Below are 20,189 nucleotides of genomic sequence, written 5' to 3'. Positions count from 1 at the left end.
CCAAATTCTTCAGTTTCCACCCATTTTTATAATTCTTGAATCTACTACCCTGAGAAAATAGTTTTTCACTTAGTCCTTTAATTAAGGTTTCTAATTGTTCAATTATTTTGTTTTGGGTTTGTATTCTTTTGTCAAGTAAGGCCAAAAAGGAAGAAATTCTATTCTGCTCATTGAGCTTTGGTAAACTTAAAGAAAGAGATGCGAGTTGACTCGAATATAGATGCACTACCGAAATACCCTGTGCTAAATTAGCTATTTCTATTTTCTTTTTACTATTTAGATAATAAGATAAAAAGATCCCGTTAATCTTAGTCTTGATAATATTCAAATCACCTCCTAATGCAATCCCGGATTTCAGTACACAAGAGGCAGTTGCAATATCGATTGTTGTTTCACCAGAAGCAGGAATTATCACATCATTCTCTTCACTTAAAACTAATGTAGACTTATCTATATTAGTCGTAGATCTTATTTCGTTAATAACTTCTCTGTAATGCGTATAGAGTTCTCCATATCTTATACATTCAGTAACTCCATTTTCTTCTATATCACTTTTAGAAATTCCTTTTCCTTTTGAAAACTTAGCAATCTCGCCCAACTTCTTAGTTTCCCACTCCCCTTCAAATCCTGGAAATCTCAAATTTGGAACCTTAATTTAAAATTATCTCGAAGATTTAGAATCCTTAATTGCTTTCTTTGGATCGTTAAAAATAATATTATAATGAATCAACAAAAACAACTCGCAGAAGTTATTGAATTATGGAAAGTGGACAAAAAGCAGTATGTAAAGAAATCAAGTTATTCCGCTTATATGCTATTGATAGAAAATCATTTGATTCCCGTTTTTGGCGATAAGTATTCGATCGAAGAGCCAGATGTACAAGGTTTTGTATTTCAAAAACTTGAAAAAGGCCTGAGCCATAAGACGATCAAAGATATTCTTATAGTCTTGAAGATGGTACTAAAATTTGGAGCTAAGAAGAAATTATTTGAGTACACTCCCTTTGAAGTTCAGTTTCCAACAGAAAGGGAAAAGAGCAATATTGAGGTGCTTAGCAGGTCAGATCAGAGAAAAATTATGAGTCATATTCAGGAGCATTTTACTTTTAGGAACTTAGGCGTTTACATTTGTCTAACTGCAGGGATGCGGATAGGGGAGATCTGCGCGCTGAGCTGGGAGGATATTGATACCGATAGATCAATTATCAGTGTTAATAAGACGATACAGCGTATTTATGTGATAGAAGATGGTGTTAGGCGGACTGAATTAATTTTGGATACCCCAAAAACAAAAAACTCTATCAGGGATATTCCAATAAGTAAAGAATTGCTAAAAATTTTAAAGCCATTTAAAAAAATTGTTAATTCCTCATATTTTGTGTTGACTAATGATGCCAAGCCTACAGAGCCCAGGACATACCGGAGCTATTATAAAAACTTTATGAGCGAATTGCAAATGCCAGATCTTAAATTTCATGGACTAAGACATAGTTTTGCAACCAGGTGTATCGAAAGTAATTGTGACTATAAAACTGTAAGTGTTTTACTGGGCCATTCCAATATTAGTACTACGTTAAATTTGTATGTTCATCCAAACATGGAACAGAAAAAGAAAGCAATCGAGCAGATGTTTAAAGCACTTCGATAATTTCCATACCTTGAATTACGGGTTAACTGCCCGTAATTCGCATTTATTTCCGTAATTTGCCTAAGTACTAAAAATTAGTTAAACATATTGTTAAGGTTTGCATTGTATAGCAAATAAAGATGGCAAAGTGTCAAAAACCGATTAACCATGGCTTTTACAGAAAATAATATATCACAGATTCCAGCACTTAAATTACTAGTCAATTCAGGTTATACTTATCTGAGTAAAAAAGAGGGTTTGGTACTTCGTGATAATAAGGAAAGTAATGTAATCTTAACACATATATTGCGTGAGCGGCTTATGCATATTAATGAAATTAAGATAGGTACAAAGAAAAGGAAATTCGATTCTTCTAATATTGAAAAAGCAATTCAGAAGCTAGGAGACATTCCGTTGTCCGAGGGGCTGGTACATGCCTGTAATCAAATTTACAATTTACTCATATTTGGTTATTCTTTGGAGCAATCTATAGATGGCGACAAAAAGAGCTTTACATTAAAATATATTGATTGGGATACTCCAAGTAATAATTATTTTCACGTTGCTGAAGAGTTTTCTGTACTGCGAACTGGTCGTAAAGATACGTACCGTCCGGATATTGTTCTCTTTGTTAATGGTATTCCATTGTCTGTTATTGAGTGCAAGAGTCCACTTATCAAAGATTCTCTGAAAAAGGCAATATCTCAGCACATTAGAAATCAACAGGAAAACGGTATTCTTAATCTGTATGTTTACAGCCAGATTCTAGTGGCTACTTCTTTAGTTAGTACGAAGTATGCAACAACCAATACAAAGGAAGAATTTTGGGCGATATGGAAGGAAAAGGATCCTAATTTCCTAGAAGAATTAGATGTTTTAGTGAATACGGCATTGCCAGAAGCCGTAGAGGAAAAACTCTTTGCCGACCCCGATTTGAGAACTTCATCCGATCTCACGTTGTTCAGAGAAAAATATAGTCAATATATCGCCCCTAGCCAACAGGATATTTTCATACACGGTTTACTTAACCCTGATCGGTTAATGTCTATTGTAAAAGACTTTATTCTGTTTGAAGGAGGAGTCGTGAAGAAGATTGCACGTTTTCAGCAGTTCTTTTCAATTAACAAGATAATGGATCGTATTAAACCTATTCGTAATGGTAAAAGAAGAGGTGGGGTGATCTGGCACACGCAGGGTAGCGGAAAGTCATTGACAATGGCAATGCTTGCACGTAAAATCCAGAATACAATACAAAATCCCCAAATCATTTTAGTTACGGATAGGATTGACCTTGACAGGCAGATTACTGCCACCTTAAAAAAAGTTGAGGTTGATGTGATAAACGCAAATTCCGGTAAGCAATTAGTTAGTTTACTAAAAGGAAATGGTGATATGGTTATTACTACGATTATAAATAAGTTTGATGCAGCTGTAAAAAGTCTATCGGACAATCAGTTGTTAAGCCCCAATATTTTCGTTCTCATTGATGAGGCGCACAGGACTCAACATGGAATATTTAATGTTAACATGGAAAGAGTGTTACCTAATGCATGTTTTATTGTATTTACCGGTACTCCTCTAATGAAAAAGCAAAAAAATACAGCTAATAAATTTGGTGGAATCATAGATACCTATCCTATATCGGAAGCTGTTTTAGATGGTGCAATAGTTCCGATTCTATACGAGGGCAGATTGGCTGTACAGGATGTCAATAAAAAAGCTCTTGACAATACGGTTAATATGGTAATTGAAGATCTCAGTGAAAAACATCGTGGTGATCTTAAAAATAAAATGAGCAGGGAGAAACTGATTTCGAAAACTGAACAGAATATTTACCAGATTGCATTTGACATTAGCAAACATTTTCAATCAAATTGGGGAAACGATAGGTTAAAAGGGCATTCCGGTTTCAGAGGAATGGTAGTTTGTCCGGATAAATTGACTGCCGTTAAGTATAAAAAGAATTTTGATCTTATTGGCAAAGTGAAAACTGAGGTAGTAATGTCGGCATCAGATACACGAGAAAATAATGAGGACATCCACAGCTCCGAAGCGCCTGAAGTCACGCAGTATTATGAATTGCTTAAGGCAAAATATGGACCTGATATAGATAGCAATATTATCCAGCATTATGAAAATGGGGAGGATATCGAACTTTTGATCGTAATCGATAAACTACTAACTGGTTTTGATGTACCACAGACTATTGTCATGTATTTATGTAGAAAGTTGAAAGAGCATACATTACTACAAGCTATTGCACGTGTTAATCGAGTTTATCCAGGAAAGGATTATGGATTTATCATAGACTATGCGGGTATTATGGAAGATCTCAAAGAGGCGTTGGAAAGTTATGCTGGTGATGATTCATTTGATCCTGATGATCTTGTGGGTTCTTTGACAAATATTTCAGTAGAAGTGGAAAAATTGCCTCATGCACATAAAGATGTCGTAAATATTTTTAAGGACGTGACTAATAAACTCAACATTGATGAATACGTTGTATTTCTATCTGACCAGGCAATCAGGGAAGAATTCTATAGTAAGTTTAGTATTTTTGCAAGAATTTTAAAAGTAGCATTGTCTTCAATAGATTTTCATAATTCAATATCGGAAACTGAAATAAATCATTATAAGGAGGAATTAAAAAAATATGCTGGGATTCGTGTTGCTGCAAATTCAGTCTATATGGACACAATCAGTTTTGCACAGTATGAAAAGCAAATTCAGAAATTACTAGACCAACATGTGGTCACTGAAGAAATAATCCGTTTGGTTGAACCCTTGAATATCATGGATGTTGATGCTTTTGCGGAAGAAGTTGAAAAGTTGGTTGGTCCAAGAGCTAAGGCTGAGAAAATTGCAGCTGCTACAAGTAGATATTTGTCAATTAATTTGGAATTAAACCCAGCGCTATTTAAGAGATTATCCGAATTGATCAGCGATACTATTGCCGAAATGCGCGCAAATCGTTTGTCTGAATTAGAAGCATTGAAAAAGCTGACTGTATTCAAGGAACAGGCCCTGGATGGGCATACATCCACGATTCCAGAGGAAGTCAGGGATAAAAAGAGAAATGTGTCGATTTATAATCTTTTAAAGGCCTATGGTGATTTGGATGGTAAGGAGATAGAGATTACCAGGATGTTTGATCAGGTTGTATCCAATTTTGAAGTTGTGGACTGGTACAAGCGGACGGACATTATCAACAAGATAGAATTGGACTTTGGAGATTATTTAATGGATGTTTTCGACTTATCAATAGCAAAGGCGGACGAATTGACTAAGAAATTAATAGAGATAGCAGTTGCAAATAGATAGTGTGATGGTGGATAGTATTCATTACGGAAAGCAGATTATAGAATTTGAGTTGCAATATTCAAAACGAAAAAGTATAGGGATAAAAGTTTTACCGACTTCTTCTGTTGAAGTTACTGCGCCGATAGGTTTGGGTGTTGATAAGATTAAAGAAGAGCTTTTAAAAAAAGCTAACTGGATTATCAAGCAAAAATCTCTTATGTTAAATTTGGACTCAAATCTTGTGGACTATGAAGTTAAATCTGGCTATTCGGTATATTATTTGGGGCGTAAGTATAAAATTGTAGTCGAACAATCGAATAAGGTAGAGGTCTTCTATAAAGGTAATCTGTTCCTGATTAATGTTAAGAGTAAAGATAAGGCTAGAGGTGTGTTTGATAAGTGGCTGAGAGATAGGGCTATGAGTAAAATAACCGAGATCGCCAAACCTATTATTGATAAATTCTCTGAGCGATTTGAAGCGCCTGAGTATATTTTCTTTCAAAATATGTCTACGCGTTGGGGGAGTTGCACCATTAGCAATAAGCTTATCTTTAATCCTAAATTAATTCATACTCCTAAGCGCTGTATAGAGTATGTCGTTATGCATGAGTTATGTCATATAGTTTATAAAAATCATAATCAAAATTTTTTTAATCTTTTGACTATGATGATGCCCGACTGGGAGAAAAGAAAAGAAATGCTAGATTGCTTTGCCTAGACTGAACCTAGGTTAATACATGATAGATTTGGGTACTCAGAGAGAATGAACAGTAGAACTCCTTAGACAGATAGCTAAAATCTAAAGATATCCGGTAGTCAAATGATTTATAATCAATGAGCCTAAAACACTTTAGCGCAGTTAATTACATCTTTTATTTAAATGCGATTTAACTTTGTTGAGAATTTTCTAGCAGCTCTCTTTTGGTTTAAGAAAATCGATTACCTGTAAAAATTATAATATCTTCTTAAGCTTTATGTAGGTATTTATTGAGTTTAGTAAGGTATAAAATACCCATTCCAATTGTTCGGGATAGATTAGATTTTTTGTAGTGTCCTTATTGTGTCGTATATCAAAGGTGTTGACAATCAGGAAGAAGTCTGATACATCTCTTGATGGCAGCACGGTAGAAATATCCTTTCTTAGTGGCTCAAGGACATAACTTAATGTTTCGCAGGCGGACCTCATATTTTCCATTGATTGTGGTTCAGAGAAGAATCGCTGACGTGCTTCGTTTATTTTCAGATCGATCGCTGTGTCGCCACTTGTGATTTCTTGACTGACAAGGCCAAACATTGGCATCTTGGGAAGTTGCTTTTTAGCCTTGTCTTTTCCTATACCTGTCATTGTTATTCCCATGTATAGCCGTGCACCCCCAGCCAGTCGATGATCTTTACGAACTGATATAAAGTGATCCTGTTTAAGTTGATTAATAATTCTTACAAATTCCTCTGGGCTGGCGTACGCTAAAGCAAAATCTTTCGTGGAATTGAATTCGAATTCCCTGTTTTCTTTGCCATAATTCTCATATATATGTTTCAACAGATGAACACATTTTTCTTCAAACTGGGATGGCGGATTCGTATTTTTATATCCTTCAGTAATAAAAGCGGTATCTAGCATAATAGGCTCTTGATTATCTATAGTTCTTTGTTTACATATTCCAGCTAGCAGATAATTTTCATGTCTCCCATTTATAAGTTGACCATAAGTGGAAATGGGAATTTTGACTCTTCCGACATAATCTGTTTCATATTCAATAAACGTTCCTACGGTCGATTTAATATCTCCAGCGAACAAAGCATAGCCAGTTAGTGCGCATCTATCAAAGTTCATATTTTTTATTTTGGGACAATTCTTTTTCAGCTAGCAGGTCAAAGGGATTAAAACTTCCCGTATAATTTTCATTAATGAGCCACGGCAAAAAACCTTCCTTTTCAAATGCATCAAAAAACAGCGGAAGCTCCCTTTTATAAATATCGTATACATCCTTGTATTTTTTGCGAACCCTCTCAATAGGATGATTATCTTTTATAAATGCTATTTCTCGCAAAAATCTGAGATCTTCGTCAACTCGGTGGAAAGTGTCTGTTTCTGTGAGTGCTTCCAAGGAAACGGGCAATATACCATTTGCGTAATCGTAAAGGTTTTTAAGTGACTGACAGAGCAAGATATAATCATAATTTTCGGTAAATTGGGTATTATCAAAAATAACGACGTACTCCGTGAGAGTTTTGTGAATGTAGAGCCCAAAGCCCTCCAAAGTTCCCTCATCATGGTAGGTATCAATTAAGGCTTTACCATAGTATGCCTGAATGTTGGTTAATTGTGAAAAATTAAATTCCCCATAAGTCAATAATCCTTTGAAATAAACATTAATGAAGGATAGTCTATAGAAAAGCTCCTGCGCATATTCAATTAAGTAGGTACAATAATAGTCCGTACTCCAGTCATTATCTTTATTAAAAACAAGAATGGTATCGGAAAAGACAACAGTCTGGAGTGCATGATGGCTATGAACTTTAAGAGAATCAAAAATTTGGAAAATTTTGTCAATCTTCGAGGGATTGCTTCTTGCCAGGTTTTCAAACCCTAATATATCTATGTATAAAAATGCTCTTTTCATTTATGGTTATTAGATAACCAATATACAAAAAACAAATAAATGAAATTTTTTGTAAGTGTTCTGTATCTGTTGAAATTTGTTGCAATTTAATAAGTAGCTATGAGTTTACAGTGTTAACAAGGTAGGCTCAGTGTTAATCATAGAATAGATGCGCGTTAAGAAATACATAATCTTGGTTTTGTGAATATTTTGTGCTTCATAATTTATAAACAAATGTGTAACTTAGTTTTGAAAATTATCAGTTTGTGAGAGATTGGTACCGTCTTGTCCCCCAAAAGAAATTATAGCCCTAAAATTGGGAATGTCAATTTTTTGTATTGGGAAATAACTTTTATTGAATTGAAAAAAATAACAACCCGATAGTTAATTTATGGTTGTTCGGTAATAACCATAAAAGTTTACTGTAATATTAGAGCCAACTGCTCGAGCGAGTGTCACGCTCGTGCCCGAATAAAGATTAACAATCTATATATAAATCCGAGAAGGTACACTTTCTTGGATTTTTATTTTTAGTATTTAAGATTAATGGACCTGAAAGTAGCTTTGTAGCAGAAATATACAAATGGAAATATGGTAGTGTAATAAACTACTGTAATGATGATCAGAAAATTCTGGAAATAGATTTAAATTTGTGATGTGAATGGCAACGAGCGTGACGCTCGAGCCACGGAGGAACTACCTATGGAGAAGTGCAGATTAATCCAAATCCTCAAAATTATATAATACCTGCTAATCAAGATAAAAAACGCAGATAATTATGAAAATATTTCTAAAAAATTTACTGCTATTACTTTTACTAGTGTTTTCTTCATGTAAGAGTGAATTTAAAAAAGAAATTTTAGTTGATAAATTATCTTCTATTGAAAATGGATTACCGTCCCCATATTTTAATTATAGGCTATATTTTGCAATTGATAATAATAAAATTTTAGAAACTAATATTGATTTATTGTTTGAGCTTTATAAAGATGAGTATTCGAATAAGTATTCAAGTTTGAAAGATTTTTTAAAAGCTCTTTTTCTCCATAATGAGGTTATAAAAGTTAATAATTTAACTAAATATAAAGGAGCAGATTATCTAATCAATTTTAGTGAAATTGATAATAATATTAATTTGAAAAACATTGAGGATATCCAAAAAGAGTATTTAAAAGCGAAAAATGGACAGTTTTTATTGTTTTTAACAAATTTAAATTCATCTGAGAGATATACAATATTGTACAGAATGTTTGAAGATGAATTCATAATAACTTTAAATGATTATGTTGGTTATTATAGTTTAAGAAAATATGATTAATTCTCTTGTAAGGAGATATTCTATGACAAAAAAAAGTAAATAAAAATTTGATATTTAAGATGTAATTTAACAAGTGGCTAATTACAGAATATTACAATAAATGCTCTGCCTTTAATTTTGAACTTTACATTATTTATAATCAGGAGGGAATTTTTCCTTCCTGTTTTTTTGTGATCACTTGGAAATCTCTTATTTGCTAAAATATAACAAAATCATTCACTAATCATGATACTACTTTTCTCGAAATGTGTATAAACAATTAGTTTGTTTGATTAATATTTTTTATTTACACACATATATATATTGGTCACAATCTCAAACTACTAACATCTTCCTCTATTTCATATCATGACTATATTTTTTCGGTTTTTTACCCAGATGCTTTTCAAATACCCTTGAAAAGTGACTTAGGTTTTCAAACCCCATTTGATAGCCTGTTTCTGATACCGACAGTTTTTCATCCCGCAAAAGCCGTGCAGCTTCTTTCATACGTAGGTGCTGATAGTAATCGTAAATTCCCATACCAAAGACCTGCTTGAATATCCGGCGGAGCTTAAGTTCGTTCATTCCGGCCATTTGTTTCAGTTCTGCAATACTGGTTGGCTGGCTTAATGAGGAAACAATTTTGTCGCGTACCTGATAAATAGATTGTATTTCCTTCCGACTTAGTTTTTGATGGGTAGAATTTTCCCGCTTTCGTAAACTCTCAAATAAATAAAAAAGCAACTCCATAGCCTTGATTTTATAGTAATAGCTTCTCATTGTTGCCGGAGTTTCTTTTTTTACAATATCATTTACGGTGCGCAAAATATCATCGGTCATCAATTCTTCAATCAGAAAGCTGTTGGTATTATCGAAAAGAAACTGAAAATATTCGGATTCCTCTTTTAAAAAACTCTTCAAATACTCGGCACTGATGCTAATTGAAACATAGGTAGCCTGTGTATTTTCTATGAACTGAATTTTTTGTGGTATCGTAAATGGAAATATACGTACAAATGTGGCATCTGAAGGCGGTTTGATTGTACCGGACGTATTTTGATTATGATCTTCAAAGATGTTGTAAAATAAAAAACCAATACTGTCTTTAATCACGGATGTTGCAGTTTGTCGTGTAAAATTCTTTTTAGCGATCATTGAACCAAAGTGCAGCGCCATATCGGGTAAAAAAATAAAAGCTTTAAAAAGTTTGACCTCGAAATGCTGTAGCTCATCTTTTGTCGTCAGTCCTACCTTGCTTGCATACTCAAGAATTCTGCTGTCTATAGCTTTATGATCTTCGTCTTTCATATTTTTACGACTATTTTTAGTTGTTATTGAGGTATTTTAATCGTAAAGTTACCGGTAATTTTGATATAACAAATGTTATAGAACAATTAAATTCTTAAGTTATGAAAAAACAAGTTTTGATATCAGGTGCAAGTTTCGCCGGATTAACTTTGGCTTATTGGTTAAATAAATATGGTTATGAGGTAACTGTCGTAGAAATAGGTAAAGGTCTTCGGAAAGGAGGTTCACCCATCGATGTCCGGGGTAAAGCACTGGATGTGGTACAAGAAATGGGAATATTACAAAAAATTAAGGACCGTGAGTTTATCCATACCGATGAAATCGTGGATGCTAAAGGCGACACATTGAGTCGTTTTTCAATAAATGCAATGGAAGAATATCTTGGTGATATTGAAATCCACCGCAGTGACCTGGTAGAACTTATTTTTGATATTGTCCCTAAGAATGAGGTAGAATTTATTTTCGGAAACAGCATAAAGACATTAGTCCAACATGAAGATCGTGTTGAGGTATCCTTTGAAAAAGGGGATAACAGAAGTTTTGATTTTGTATTTGGGGCAGATGGCACCCACTCAATAGTAAGAAAACTGGTATTTGGTGCTGAAGAAAATTTCAAAAAATTTTTCGGTGTTTACTTTGCTTTTACCAAAGCAGATCATATACAAACAGGCAGGTCAGGAAATACGGGAATCGTATATCGGGAGCTGGGCAAGCAGGCAGTAATATACCATTTCAAAGATGGAGCTAATGCAATACTGATGTTCAGAGCTCCGGAACTGGATTGGAATTACAGAAATACAGAACAACAAAAACAAATTCTGAAAGAATATTTTGGGAACAATACGAATTGGAAAATTCCTGAAATTTTAGATTCCATGCTTCATTCCGACGATTTATATTTTGATGAAGCGAATCAGATCCATATGCCGACCTGGATTAAAGGACGTGTAGCCCTGGTTGGTGATGCTGCGCACGCGCCAAGTTTTTTTACGGGAATGGGGACAAGCCTCGCATTGCAAGGCGCAACTTTGTTAGCAAAGGAGCTTGATGCAAATGATGATTATAAAACTGCTTTCAAAAAATACAATGAAACCTTCAAACCTTTTGCGGAAAGCATTCAGTCTCGCATTAAATGGGGTTTAAAAGTTCAGTTACCTGAAACAGAAGAAGAATTACAGGCATCTTTCATGGCGTTTAGTCATGATAATAAAAAATAACCCCTTATGAATTGATTCCAACACATATTGGGGTTAAGAATTTTGGGTATTTACAAGGATTTGGAATAAGTAGGCCTTGCGTGTACGTTTAATTTTTAAGTAATCTAAAAGTATCTGTTATACCTTCAATAAAGGCCTCTGGATTTTCCCATGGACCAAAGTGTCCACCCTTTTTAAATGCTTTAGCATAGATTGTGTTAAATTGTGATGCCATAGGACCGTTTTCGAAAATACCAACACGGTTTTCCTCAGTACCCAGAGGCGGGTAAGCGTCTCCTGTAAGGAAAGTAAATCCCGCTGGAGCTTCTACTATTGGAGTTCTATTATGTGATGGCTTCCAGGGATATCTGTTAGCATTCGAATAAACACGTATAGAAGAACCAATAGCCTGATTTACCCAGTAGATCATGGCAAATGTAATGATATCATCTTTCGAAAAAACATCTTCAAAATTTCCATGGATGTCGCTCCATTTTTTCCAACGTTGTAGTATCCATGCCAACATTCCAACAGGAGAGTCATTTAATCCATGTGTGATGGTCTGAGCATCAAGCATATGGACTGCAACATGGGAAGCATAGGTACGCTGGAACTTGATGATGCCTTCACGTAGCTCGGGAGAGGCTTCCTTAGGTATCATCTGTCCTTCTGTTAAGTCCCATGGTCTTTCGCTTTGGAAAATTGTTAATGGCATTTCCTGTCCCAAATGGATACCGATAAGCTCTTCTGCATATTTATGTCCCAATTGAGCGGTTACCAGCATTCCATAATCACTTCCTGAAGCAGCATATTTTTTATAACCCAAAGTTTCTGTCATCAGTTTATGCCAAAGTTCTGCCATCTTCGAAAAATTCATTTCTCCATCTTTTACAGGCGTAGAAAAACCAAACCCAGGAAGCGATGGGACAATCACATCAAATGACTGTTCAGGATCTCTACCGTAGGAAGCCGGATCGGTAAGCTGGCGAATGACTTTACTCCAATGCCAATAAGTCCAAGGCCAGCCATGAGATAGGATAATCGGTGTAGGATTTGGTCCTTTACCTTTTTCGTAAATAAAATGGATAGCCTGGCCATCAATTTCTATTTTATGCTGGTTAAAAGAATTTAGTTCCTTTTGTGCTGCTTCCCAGTCATAACTATTAATCCAATGATGAACAATATCTTTGAGGTATGCAGTACTGATGCCATAATAAGAATCTTCATTATTTAAATCCTCTGACCAACGTGTTGTTTTTAATCTGGTTTCCAGGTCGTTAAGGATTTCCCCGGATACATTAATTTCGAAAGGTTTTAAGTCTGTATTCATTTTTCTTTTTTTAATATGTGAAATCTAATTTTAATCTGGTTTGTATGAGTTTTTTTATAAACCATGTGTCTTTGATTTTAACAAAATCACCATGATAATGTCCAAAACCATGTAATGTTCTAAATACTGGTACATTGCTGTCTTTCAATAATATATTTTCTTCATTTTCCGGTCTTATGAGATGATCTTCCATAGAAAATACTGCATGGACCATTTCTTTAGATTCGATGTCTATTTCAAAAGAAAATAAATGATGAATTGCTGTCGCATTTCCCACACTTTCCGAAATCTTATTTTCTATTTCTCTTCTCCCTGCCATTTGGACGAGTGTTTCACCGTTAACATCTAATGGAGTAAATATTCCATTCTCCGTAAATAAATTTGCAAGTTCAGTGAAGTTTTTGCTGTCGGCATGACGGACATATTTTGCCATGACTGTTCTTATATCGTCTGTGATTGTTAATTTTTCTAAATGTGTTATATTCATTGTTTATATTTTATAATTCTCAGACAAATTTATAGTAAAAATGATATACTTTTGTTACCAGTATAATAAAGTATACCAGTTACATTGATTATATCACTGAACCTTTTGTTTAGAGAAAGAGATAAAAACAATTGATAATAGTATTATAAATCTCCAATTTTGTGTCAGAAGTAATTTCTTTTACCAATTTCATCTGTAATGTAAGTAAGTAATTCTACGAAATAGAATAAGGTATTGATAGCATAATGACAGGCATATACCAAAAATATAGGAAATAAATTGGTGAACAAAACCGTTTGTACTGTATTAGTTGTGCTGGTGTAATATGATCCCAAATCATGGTAGATCATTTGGAAAATAATTCGAGAAAATGATTATGCAAAAGGAAATAGATGGTATTTTAAATATAGCCAAGGGAATACTGAGTCCGATATTATAAAAATATTGGCAAGTTTTTCTGCTTTCTGGAGTTTGTATTTGTAAAGAAGAAAAGAGTATAGTTCCTATTACTGATCATAGGAGGAATTTCCGGCTTTAGCACATTGATCTAGGGATTGTTAGTCGTAATAACAAACATGATCAAAGGTTCATCGCCTGTGTTTTCGATGGAATGATAACCTATTGAACTGATGGCTGTAATATCACCTTTCTGAAGTGTTTTTTTACGCTCGGGTCCGTGAGTTCCTGTTCTTTCCCGGTATTCTCCTGTTCCATGAACAACGACATAGAGTTCTTCTTCATTTCTTGCATGGTGGGTATGATATCCGGATTCATCTCCTTTGTTCAGCAAGACCATATAAGCAGCCAGGCGATTATTGGCCAGCTCTTTATCGCCGAACATTTGTAACATATAAACGGTTCCTTTTCCGCCATACATACCTTCACGTTTATCAACGCGGGTAATGGTTCTTTCATCTTTTTGGAATGCCATTACATACAGGTGGATATACTTTGAAACTTCTTGTATAACGTGGTCAAATTCTGCTCCTTCAGATAATATTACGGTATCGGCCATTTTGAGGTCATGATTAATGGATAAAATAGGATTTCAAGGTACCAAAAATTAAGCAGCATTGCAAGCAATTCAGTATGTATCATTATATGTTCGGGATCATAAAAAGAGATTCGTCAATATCAATAACGTTTTCAGCAAATAAGAAGTAAGCGGTATTCGCCATCTTTTTCAATGGGGGCCCTGTGAACACAAGGAAGAACTTTTTGTTCCGGATGATCTACTGCCAGTCGCCAAAGATGCCCTGATCCGAGACTGACCGGTTCAGCATTAAGCTTTGGCTGATAGTGCAGGTCGAAGAAGTACTCTTTCAGGAAATCTTCAAATTCTGCTTCCGGACCGTTATGTAATTTTCTAAGCTTTTCCCTGATCTCGGGGATCAGAATTTTTTGCTCCACCTGGTCATTGGGTATAATTTCACTGGGAGCACCGTGATAAGTACACAAAAAAGTATCGGTACCAATAGGGGAACGGTCTACGTGATATGAATACACATCGGTTGAGATAAAATCCAGCTCCTCGTCCCGGTCATAATTTTTAAGCAGGTTGAGGGAGGGCAATGCCCCGAAGTCTTCCAATAAACGTAAATCATTGAGAATCGTTTCCCTCGCACTAATTCCTTTTTCTGAAAGTGGTAATGCCAAAAGATCGTCAGTGGAAACTTCCGTAATATGATCTTTTAAATGAAGCTTAGAGACAATTTCTTTAAAGTCTCCGGTTAAATTCCTGTGCCAGCAGATTGCATTCATAGTTCCGTAAAAATCGGTATCGATGAGTTCTGAAAAGGAAGATACCACTTCAATTTGTTTGCTGCTGGAAAATATAGGATTCATATGATGGAATAAACTGTTAAGCCGTTTAATACTTTACAAAAGTAAGGAATTGGAGATAACTTTAAATTGACTTGTCTTCAACAGGACTGGATATGAAAATTGAAAAGCAGGTTTTTATACCTGCTTTTTATAATGTGATGGAAAAGACACTAGTCTTCCAAAACAGGTGCCTCTTCAATAAGTGCTTTTAAAGATTCAGGAAGAAAAGGCCTGCCACCGGTTGAAGGCACACAAGTTCCGGTAAAAGTTGCTTTTGTCGTCACCTTACCATTCAGGATAATGGATTGCTTAAAATGAATCTTAGGAGCGTCACCTTTATCCCTGAACAGTTCACAGGTTACCGTAAAGGTATCTCCTTTTTTCAGAGACCTGAGAAAACTGATCGTGTATCCTGATAAAACCATATTAACCCCATTTTTTGCTTCATTTTCAAGGTTAAATCCCAAAACCTCATCAATATACTGGTGTCTGCAATATTCCATATAAAACGGATAATATAAACCGTCCATAATTCCCTGTACATCAATGTGCTCTTCTTTAGTCACATATTCTTTTGAATATTTCATAATGATAATTCTATATTTAATATATAAAGCTAATTATAATTGGCGCCAAATCAAAATTGAACGAAGAGATCTTAACCTACACAAAGAAAATTTAATAATATTTTAATGTATTATATTTCTCTATGTGTTGATATATTGTGATTTATTTATACTTTTGTTTCCATTATTTCATCCCGATTGTACCCGCTTATTTCCTATAATATATGACAGATCGTTGAAGATTCCTTACCATTGGAATTCCGGTCACGTCATGATGGTAGCCAATAAACAGATCATTTTAATAATAAAAATAAAACATGAAAAAAGCAATTTTTATCCTGCTAGCATTAAGTACACTGGCTTGTGCTCCTGAAAATTCTGATGATGCACTGGTAAAATCGGGTAATGTTTTCCAAAGTTCCGACTTGTCCGTCACATCCAAAACCTCAAGGCCCCAGACCTGGGCACAAAAAGTTTCAGGTTCTCCTTTTGATAATCTGTATAAAGTAAATAATGATGTGTATAGAAGTGAGCAGCCTGACAATGCGGGCTTTAATTTTCTTGAGCAAAAACATATTGCTTCGATCCTTAATCTGAGGGAAGGTCATACAGATCATGTGGGAGGAACTAACTATGCAGGTAACCTGTATAATGTTCCCATGAATGCTTCATCGGTATCAGATGTTGAGATCATTAAAGCTTTGCGGATAATAAGAACCGCCCCGAAACCTATTGATGTGCATTGTGCTCATGGTAGTGACAGAACCGGTGTTACGATGGCGATGTACCGTATTATTTTCCAGAACTGGAGTAAAGAGGATGCCACTGAAGAAATGACAGAAGGAGGCTACCATTTCCATTCCCAATATACCAATCTTATCAATTATATCAGGGATGTGGATGTTGATTACATCAAAGGACAGGTTTTTAACTAATTAGTTTCTGATTTAAAACATAAAAAGTCAGTATTTCATTATACTGTAATCCTAACCTATAAATTAATCCAGGGAATCACTTTCCTGGATTTTTTATTTGTAAGTTACATTTTTACAATTTTAAGAAGTATTTTATAAATACATTCGTTGAAAGAGTTATTAAAACCCTACCAAAGGGCTAAATAGGAAGGATGATGTTTAAAAAATATAGATATAATCACTGATTGCAAAAGCCGTTCTTGCATGATTGAATGGCATAACACTAAATCTTTTAATATGAAAAATGCAAAATTACTTAGCAGAACTAAATTGAAAAATGTAACAGGCGCAAAAAAAGCCGTTGGTGGTGGGATTTGTGATGACTGGTCCAATGATAGTTATGATGTTTGTTTTAATTGCTGTGTAGCTTGGGCCTCAAATCAACCCAGCTCACCATCTGATCCGGGAGGACTTGAAGAGTGCTCTACTTTATGTGCCCGAAATGGTGCCCCGTGGTAATTAAACAGAATCTAGATCAGCTTGATTAAAATTAGTATTTACCGGATGTTACACCGGAAAGGTGAAGTATAAAAGAGGATATCTCCAGAGATATCCTCTTTTATTATTTTTTACAAAACTGTTATATTATAGGCAAATCTTTTAAATTTGATAATCCTGCTCTCTCATAAACAGGACATAGCCTATGTAGTCATTACACCGGTGTAATTTTAATATAAAAACGATCCATGGAAAGAAGAGAATTTTTGAAACAGTGTTCAGTTGCTGCATCCGGCTTGGTTCTTGCGAATATACTACCATCCTACGCCAGTGCCATGTTGCGGGAAGAACATTTACGGTCAGGTAAATCACTGTTTGAAGTTTTCAGTAATCCGGAAAATCGGTACCGTCCATTTGTACGTTGGTGGTGGAATGGCAATAAAATTGAAAGATCAGAACTTGCCAGGGAGCTCAGGATTTTAAAGGATGCGGGAATAGGAGGGGTTGAGATCAATCCGATATCATTTCCTTCGCGTACGGATGACATGGGGAAGCAAAGTATTGATTGGCTAAGTGACGAATGGATAGACTTATTGAAATTTACGCTGGAAGAAGCTAAATCTCTGGAGATGACCTGTGATATATTGGTGGGTACGGGTTTTCCCATGGGGGGCGATTTTTTAGAAAAAGAAGAATGCTCACAAATAGTGGTGATCGCCGTAAAAAAATTAAAGGGTCCTCTTACCACGGAATTTTCTCTTTTTGATCTTTATAAAGAAGCCGATCCGGCGATTACCAGCCCATACAGCGGAAGGACGATGGAAATGCTGGACGTAAAACTTGTGCCGGATCCGCTCAATAGGATAGACGAAGTGATGGATCTTTCGGATCAGATTAAAAGCGGAATGATAAAAGTTTCTATACCCAAAGGTAATTATGCGGTTTATGGATTGGTGAAAATAGAACGCTTTATGCGGGTGATCCAGGGGGCGCCGGGTGGGATGGGACCCGTTCTGAATCATTATAATTCTGCTGCCGTGAAAAAATACCTCAACAGGATGAGTGATAGCATTCAGCGAAAAACAGGACCTCTTGCAGGCTATGTCCGCTCTTTCTTTGTGGATAGTCTGGAAATAGAGGGGGCCAACTGGAGTGAGGATATGATCACAGAGTTTAAAAGAAGGAGAGGATATGATATTTATCCTTATTTGCCCTTTGTATTATTTAAAATTGGAGCAATGGGAAATACCACGGGGCAGAATATCCAATATCCCGTAAAGACGGGCGAAGTGTTCAAAAAAATGACAGACCGTATGCGGTATGATTTTGAGCTTACCAAAGCAGAGCTTTTTGAAGAAAGGTTTGTTACTCCCTATGTAGACTGGTGCAAAGAGAATAAAATACAATCGAGAGCGCAGGCCTATGGAAGAGGCTATTTTCCATTGGAAGGAAGTTTTGAAATTGATATTCCAGAATGTGAAACCTGGCTGAAATACGGTATCGGAGAAGATATCAGTGAAGAGAAATTCACACAATATCCCTGGCATCTTGGCAGGGGAAACACGATGATCAATAAATTGGTTTCTTCTGCAGCCCATCTGAAGAATAAAAAAATGATCAGTTCCGAAGAGCTTACCAATACTGATATGGTGTTCAATGAGTCTCTGGAAATTTTCAAAATAGCGGGGGATCAGAGTACGATATCGGGAGTTACACATCCCGTTTTTCATGGATTTAATTATTCTCCGCCGGAATCAGCTTTTCCGGGTTGGATTACCTATGGTGGATATTTTAATGAAAAGAATACGATGTGGCCTTATTTTAAACATTACACAGATTATCGTGCCAGGTTATCGGCGGTATTGCAGCGGGCTACCATGTTTGCCGACATTGGGCTGTTAGCTCCCTTTGCAGATCAGTGGTCGGAATACGGGGCCCAGATGGAACCTTTTCCGGTTATCGTATCGCCGGCATATCAGGCTTTGATCTGGGAATCCATTCATCAGAATGGTAACGCTTGTGATTATGTTTCTGAACGCGTGATCCAAGACTCGGAAGTGAAAAAAGGATTCCTTACGTATGGAAGCAGAAAATACCATACTCTTTTTTTAATTGAAGTGCGTAGTGTTGATACAGCTACAGCAAGCAAACTGTATGATTTTATAAGGGAGGGTGGAAGAGTCTTTTGTATTGAAACGGTTCCCAAAAGATCAACGGGTTGGAATAATTATGAAAAAAGAGATCAGGAAGTGAAGGAATGGGTGAGAAAGATGGAGGCTTATCCTGACCGTTTCATTGTATTGCATAAACCGACGGCTGACTTTTCAGGGTGGTATAAAACGGTACAGGAGAAATACAACCTAAAGCCCTATATGAAAATCCGGAAACCTGAGTCCTTTATAACTCAAGTGCGTTATCAGACAACAGATGCAGAGCTATTCTTACTTACCAATTCGAGCAGCAGGCATAGTGCTTCACTGGATATTCAATTTGATCAGGAGATCATTAAGCGTAAACAGGCGTGGTTATGGGATGCGACAACAGGCAGGAGAAGTAAGCTGGCAGTAGAAGAGGGGCTTTTTCATATAAATTTAGGTCCTGCAGACTCAAAACTGATTGTTTTTGATCATCATAGAAAAGGAACCATGTGGAAAGCTCATCCGTTAACAGGAATTCAAGTAAAAGAACTGAGCACTGCATGGGATGTGGAGTTCTGGCATTATGACGGGACCGTCAACAAAGAAAAGCTGGATCGTCTTACTGATCTTAAAGAGCTGCCTTCTTACAATCATTTTGCCGGAACTGTAGTTTACCGTACTACATTTCAACTTGGAGATCATGATACCAAGGATTTCCTGAATCTTGGAAGTGTATATGGAATCTGTGAAGTAAAGTTGAATGGAACAGAAGCCGGAACCCAATGGTTCGGCCGAAGGGTGTATCCTCTCGATGGCTTGCTCCATATCGGTGAAAATGAAATCGAAATCAAGGTCATTACCGTTATGGTAAACTATATGAAAACGCTTAAAGATAATGAAGTGGCTCAGTACTGGACCAACCAGAAAAAGAAAGACCAGCCCCTGCAATCTTTGGGACTAGCAGGACCTGTAACGATTTACTGAGACCTAAGGTAAAATAAGTCTGTTCCTTACATTATTGTTAGTATCTTACATTTAGCCTTTCTTATCCATGATCCCGAATCTCTGTTTTACCTTTGTCTGTGATGAGTCAGGAAT

Annotated in this window: 17 protein-coding genes; 8 read left to right on the top strand and 9 right to left on the bottom strand. The window is 35.8% G+C overall.

Going from position 1 to position 20,189, the window contains the following annotated elements; all coding sequences use genetic code 11:
* On the bottom strand, window positions 1-640 hold a 640-nt coding region (locus tag AC0INN_RS20195), incomplete at its 3' end, for a restriction endonuclease subunit S (RefSeq protein ID WP_306614842.1).
* Between the two features lie 81 nt (window positions 641-721).
* On the opposite strand from AC0INN_RS20195, the gene AC0INN_RS20190 reads away from it, so the two are divergent.
* The 3 genes from AC0INN_RS20190 (at window position 722) to AC0INN_RS20180 (ending at window position 5,645) form a co-directional block, all read left to right on the top strand.
* A complete protein-coding gene (locus AC0INN_RS20190; RefSeq protein WP_306614840.1) occupies window positions 722-1,648 on the top strand; it encodes a tyrosine-type recombinase/integrase in 927 nt (308 codons plus the stop codon).
* Between the two features lie 147 nt (window positions 1,649-1,795).
* The gene (locus AC0INN_RS20185; RefSeq protein WP_306614838.1) at window positions 1,796-4,948 is read left to right on the top strand and encodes a type I restriction endonuclease subunit R; all 3,153 of its coding nucleotides are present in this window, start codon (window positions 1,796-1,798) and stop codon (window positions 4,946-4,948) included.
* A gap of 4 nt (window positions 4,949-4,952) precedes the next feature.
* On the top strand, window positions 4,953-5,645 hold the full coding sequence (locus tag AC0INN_RS20180) for a M48 family metallopeptidase (RefSeq protein ID WP_306614836.1): 693 nt from the start codon (window positions 4,953-4,955) through the stop codon (window positions 5,643-5,645).
* Between the two features lie 234 nt (window positions 5,646-5,879).
* Here the strand turns inward: AC0INN_RS20180 and AC0INN_RS20175 are convergent, their stop codons facing one another.
* On the bottom strand, window positions 5,880-6,548 hold the full coding sequence (locus AC0INN_RS20175; RefSeq protein ID WP_306614834.1) for a hypothetical protein: 669 nt from the start codon (window positions 6,546-6,548) through the stop codon (window positions 5,880-5,882).
* Window positions 6,549-6,750: 202 nt separating this feature from the next.
* Window positions 6,751-7,551 carry a hypothetical protein gene (locus AC0INN_RS20170; protein WP_306614832.1) on the bottom strand — a complete coding sequence of 267 codons (801 nt, stop codon included), beginning with the start codon at window positions 7,549-7,551 and terminating at the stop codon, window positions 6,751-6,753.
* Between the two features lie 757 nt (window positions 7,552-8,308).
* On the opposite strand from AC0INN_RS20170, the gene AC0INN_RS20165 reads away from it, so the two are divergent.
* Window positions 8,309-8,848 carry a hypothetical protein gene (locus AC0INN_RS20165; protein WP_306614830.1) on the top strand — a complete coding sequence of 180 codons (540 nt, stop codon included), beginning with the start codon at window positions 8,309-8,311 and terminating at the stop codon, window positions 8,846-8,848.
* 336 nt (window positions 8,849-9,184) lie between these two features.
* Here the strand turns inward: AC0INN_RS20165 and AC0INN_RS20160 are convergent, their stop codons facing one another.
* Complete coding sequence (locus tag AC0INN_RS20160) at window positions 9,185-10,138, bottom strand: AraC family transcriptional regulator (protein WP_306614828.1); 954 nt, start codon at window positions 10,136-10,138, stop codon at window positions 9,185-9,187.
* 101 nt (window positions 10,139-10,239) lie between these two features.
* Here AC0INN_RS20160 and AC0INN_RS20155 point away from each other — a divergent pair, with 101 nt between their 5' ends.
* On the top strand, window positions 10,240-11,355 hold the full coding sequence (locus AC0INN_RS20155; protein WP_306614826.1) for an FAD-dependent monooxygenase: 1,116 nt from the start codon (window positions 10,240-10,242) through the stop codon (window positions 11,353-11,355).
* Between the two features lie 88 nt (window positions 11,356-11,443).
* Here AC0INN_RS20155 and AC0INN_RS20150 read toward each other — a convergent pair whose 3' ends face one another.
* From AC0INN_RS20150 to AC0INN_RS20130, 5 genes are all read right to left on the bottom strand, one after another.
* Entirely contained in the window at window positions 11,444-12,664 is a 1,221-nt protein-coding gene (locus tag AC0INN_RS20150; RefSeq protein ID WP_306614825.1) for an epoxide hydrolase family protein, read from the bottom strand.
* 10 nt (window positions 12,665-12,674) lie between these two features.
* Window positions 12,675-13,151 carry a nuclear transport factor 2 family protein gene (locus AC0INN_RS20145; protein WP_172279450.1) on the bottom strand — a complete coding sequence of 159 codons (477 nt, stop codon included), beginning with the start codon at window positions 13,149-13,151 and terminating at the stop codon, window positions 12,675-12,677.
* A 547-nt stretch (window positions 13,152-13,698) separates the two neighbouring features.
* Window positions 13,699-14,166 (bottom strand): cupin domain-containing protein, encoded by a 468-nt coding sequence (locus AC0INN_RS20140; protein ID WP_306614823.1) that lies wholly within the window; start codon window positions 14,164-14,166, stop codon window positions 13,699-13,701.
* Between the two features lie 131 nt (window positions 14,167-14,297).
* Entirely contained in the window at window positions 14,298-14,996 is a 699-nt protein-coding gene (locus AC0INN_RS20135; RefSeq protein WP_306614822.1) for a DUF1826 domain-containing protein, read from the bottom strand.
* 149 nt (window positions 14,997-15,145) lie between these two features.
* Window positions 15,146-15,562, bottom strand: coding sequence for an acyl-CoA thioesterase (locus AC0INN_RS20130; RefSeq protein ID WP_273648598.1), 417 nt, complete (start codon window positions 15,560-15,562; stop codon window positions 15,146-15,148).
* Between the two features lie 296 nt (window positions 15,563-15,858).
* Between AC0INN_RS20130 and AC0INN_RS20125 the strand changes: the two genes are divergently transcribed.
* From AC0INN_RS20125 to AC0INN_RS20115, 3 genes are all read left to right on the top strand, one after another.
* Window positions 15,859-16,476, top strand: coding sequence for a phosphatase domain-containing putative toxin (locus tag AC0INN_RS20125; protein WP_306614819.1), 618 nt, complete (start codon window positions 15,859-15,861; stop codon window positions 16,474-16,476).
* Between the two features lie 243 nt (window positions 16,477-16,719).
* Entirely contained in the window at window positions 16,720-16,974 is a 255-nt protein-coding gene (locus AC0INN_RS20120) for a hypothetical protein (RefSeq protein ID WP_172279440.1), read from the top strand.
* A 227-nt stretch (window positions 16,975-17,201) separates the two neighbouring features.
* Window positions 17,202-20,075 (top strand): glycosyl hydrolase, encoded by a 2,874-nt coding sequence (locus tag AC0INN_RS20115; protein ID WP_306614816.1) that lies wholly within the window; start codon window positions 17,202-17,204, stop codon window positions 20,073-20,075.
* Window positions 20,076-20,189: the final 114 nt, after the last annotated feature.

The sequence above is a fragment of the Chryseobacterium subflavum genome (assembly GCF_055762745.1).
The sequence above is the reverse complement of the archived record's forward strand: the minus strand, read 5'-3'. Positions and strand labels throughout refer to the sequence as shown.

What these genes read in the sequence shown, in the direction of transcription:
- AC0INN_RS20190 (WP_306614840.1), top strand. Translation starts at nt 722, where the DNA reads ATGAATCAACAAAAACAACTCGCAGAAGTTATTGAATTATGGAAAGTG.
- AC0INN_RS20185 (WP_306614838.1), top strand. Translation starts at nt 1,796, where the DNA reads ATGGCTTTTACAGAAAATAATATATCACAGATTCCAGCACTTAAATTA.
- AC0INN_RS20180 (WP_306614836.1), top strand. Translation starts at nt 4,953, where the DNA reads ATGGTGGATAGTATTCATTACGGAAAGCAGATTATAGAATTTGAGTTG.
- AC0INN_RS20175 (WP_306614834.1), bottom strand. Translation starts at nt 6,548, where the DNA reads ATGCTAGATACCGCTTTTATTACTGAAGGATATAAAAATACGAATCCG.
- AC0INN_RS20170 (WP_306614832.1), bottom strand. Translation starts at nt 7,551, where the DNA reads ATGAAAAGAGCATTTTTATACATAGATATATTAGGGTTTGAAAACCTG.
- AC0INN_RS20165 (WP_306614830.1), top strand. Translation starts at nt 8,309, where the DNA reads ATGAAAATATTTCTAAAAAATTTACTGCTATTACTTTTACTAGTGTTT.
- AC0INN_RS20160 (WP_306614828.1), bottom strand. Translation starts at nt 10,138, where the DNA reads ATGAAAGACGAAGATCATAAAGCTATAGACAGCAGAATTCTTGAGTAT.
- AC0INN_RS20155 (WP_306614826.1), top strand. Translation starts at nt 10,240, where the DNA reads ATGAAAAAACAAGTTTTGATATCAGGTGCAAGTTTCGCCGGATTAACT.
- AC0INN_RS20150 (WP_306614825.1), bottom strand. Translation starts at nt 12,664, where the DNA reads ATGAATACAGACTTAAAACCTTTCGAAATTAATGTATCCGGGGAAATC.
- AC0INN_RS20145 (WP_172279450.1), bottom strand. Translation starts at nt 13,151, where the DNA reads ATGAATATAACACATTTAGAAAAATTAACAATCACAGACGATATAAGA.
- AC0INN_RS20140 (WP_306614823.1), bottom strand. Translation starts at nt 14,166, where the DNA reads ATGGCCGATACCGTAATATTATCTGAAGGAGCAGAATTTGACCACGTT.
- AC0INN_RS20135 (WP_306614822.1), bottom strand. Translation starts at nt 14,996, where the DNA reads ATGAATCCTATATTTTCCAGCAGCAAACAAATTGAAGTGGTATCTTCC.
- AC0INN_RS20130 (WP_273648598.1), bottom strand. Translation starts at nt 15,562, where the DNA reads ATGAAATATTCAAAAGAATATGTGACTAAAGAAGAGCACATTGATGTA.
- AC0INN_RS20125 (WP_306614819.1), top strand. Translation starts at nt 15,859, where the DNA reads ATGAAAAAAGCAATTTTTATCCTGCTAGCATTAAGTACACTGGCTTGT.
- AC0INN_RS20120 (WP_172279440.1), top strand. Translation starts at nt 16,720, where the DNA reads ATGATTGAATGGCATAACACTAAATCTTTTAATATGAAAAATGCAAAA.
- AC0INN_RS20115 (WP_306614816.1), top strand. Translation starts at nt 17,202, where the DNA reads ATGGAAAGAAGAGAATTTTTGAAACAGTGTTCAGTTGCTGCATCCGGC.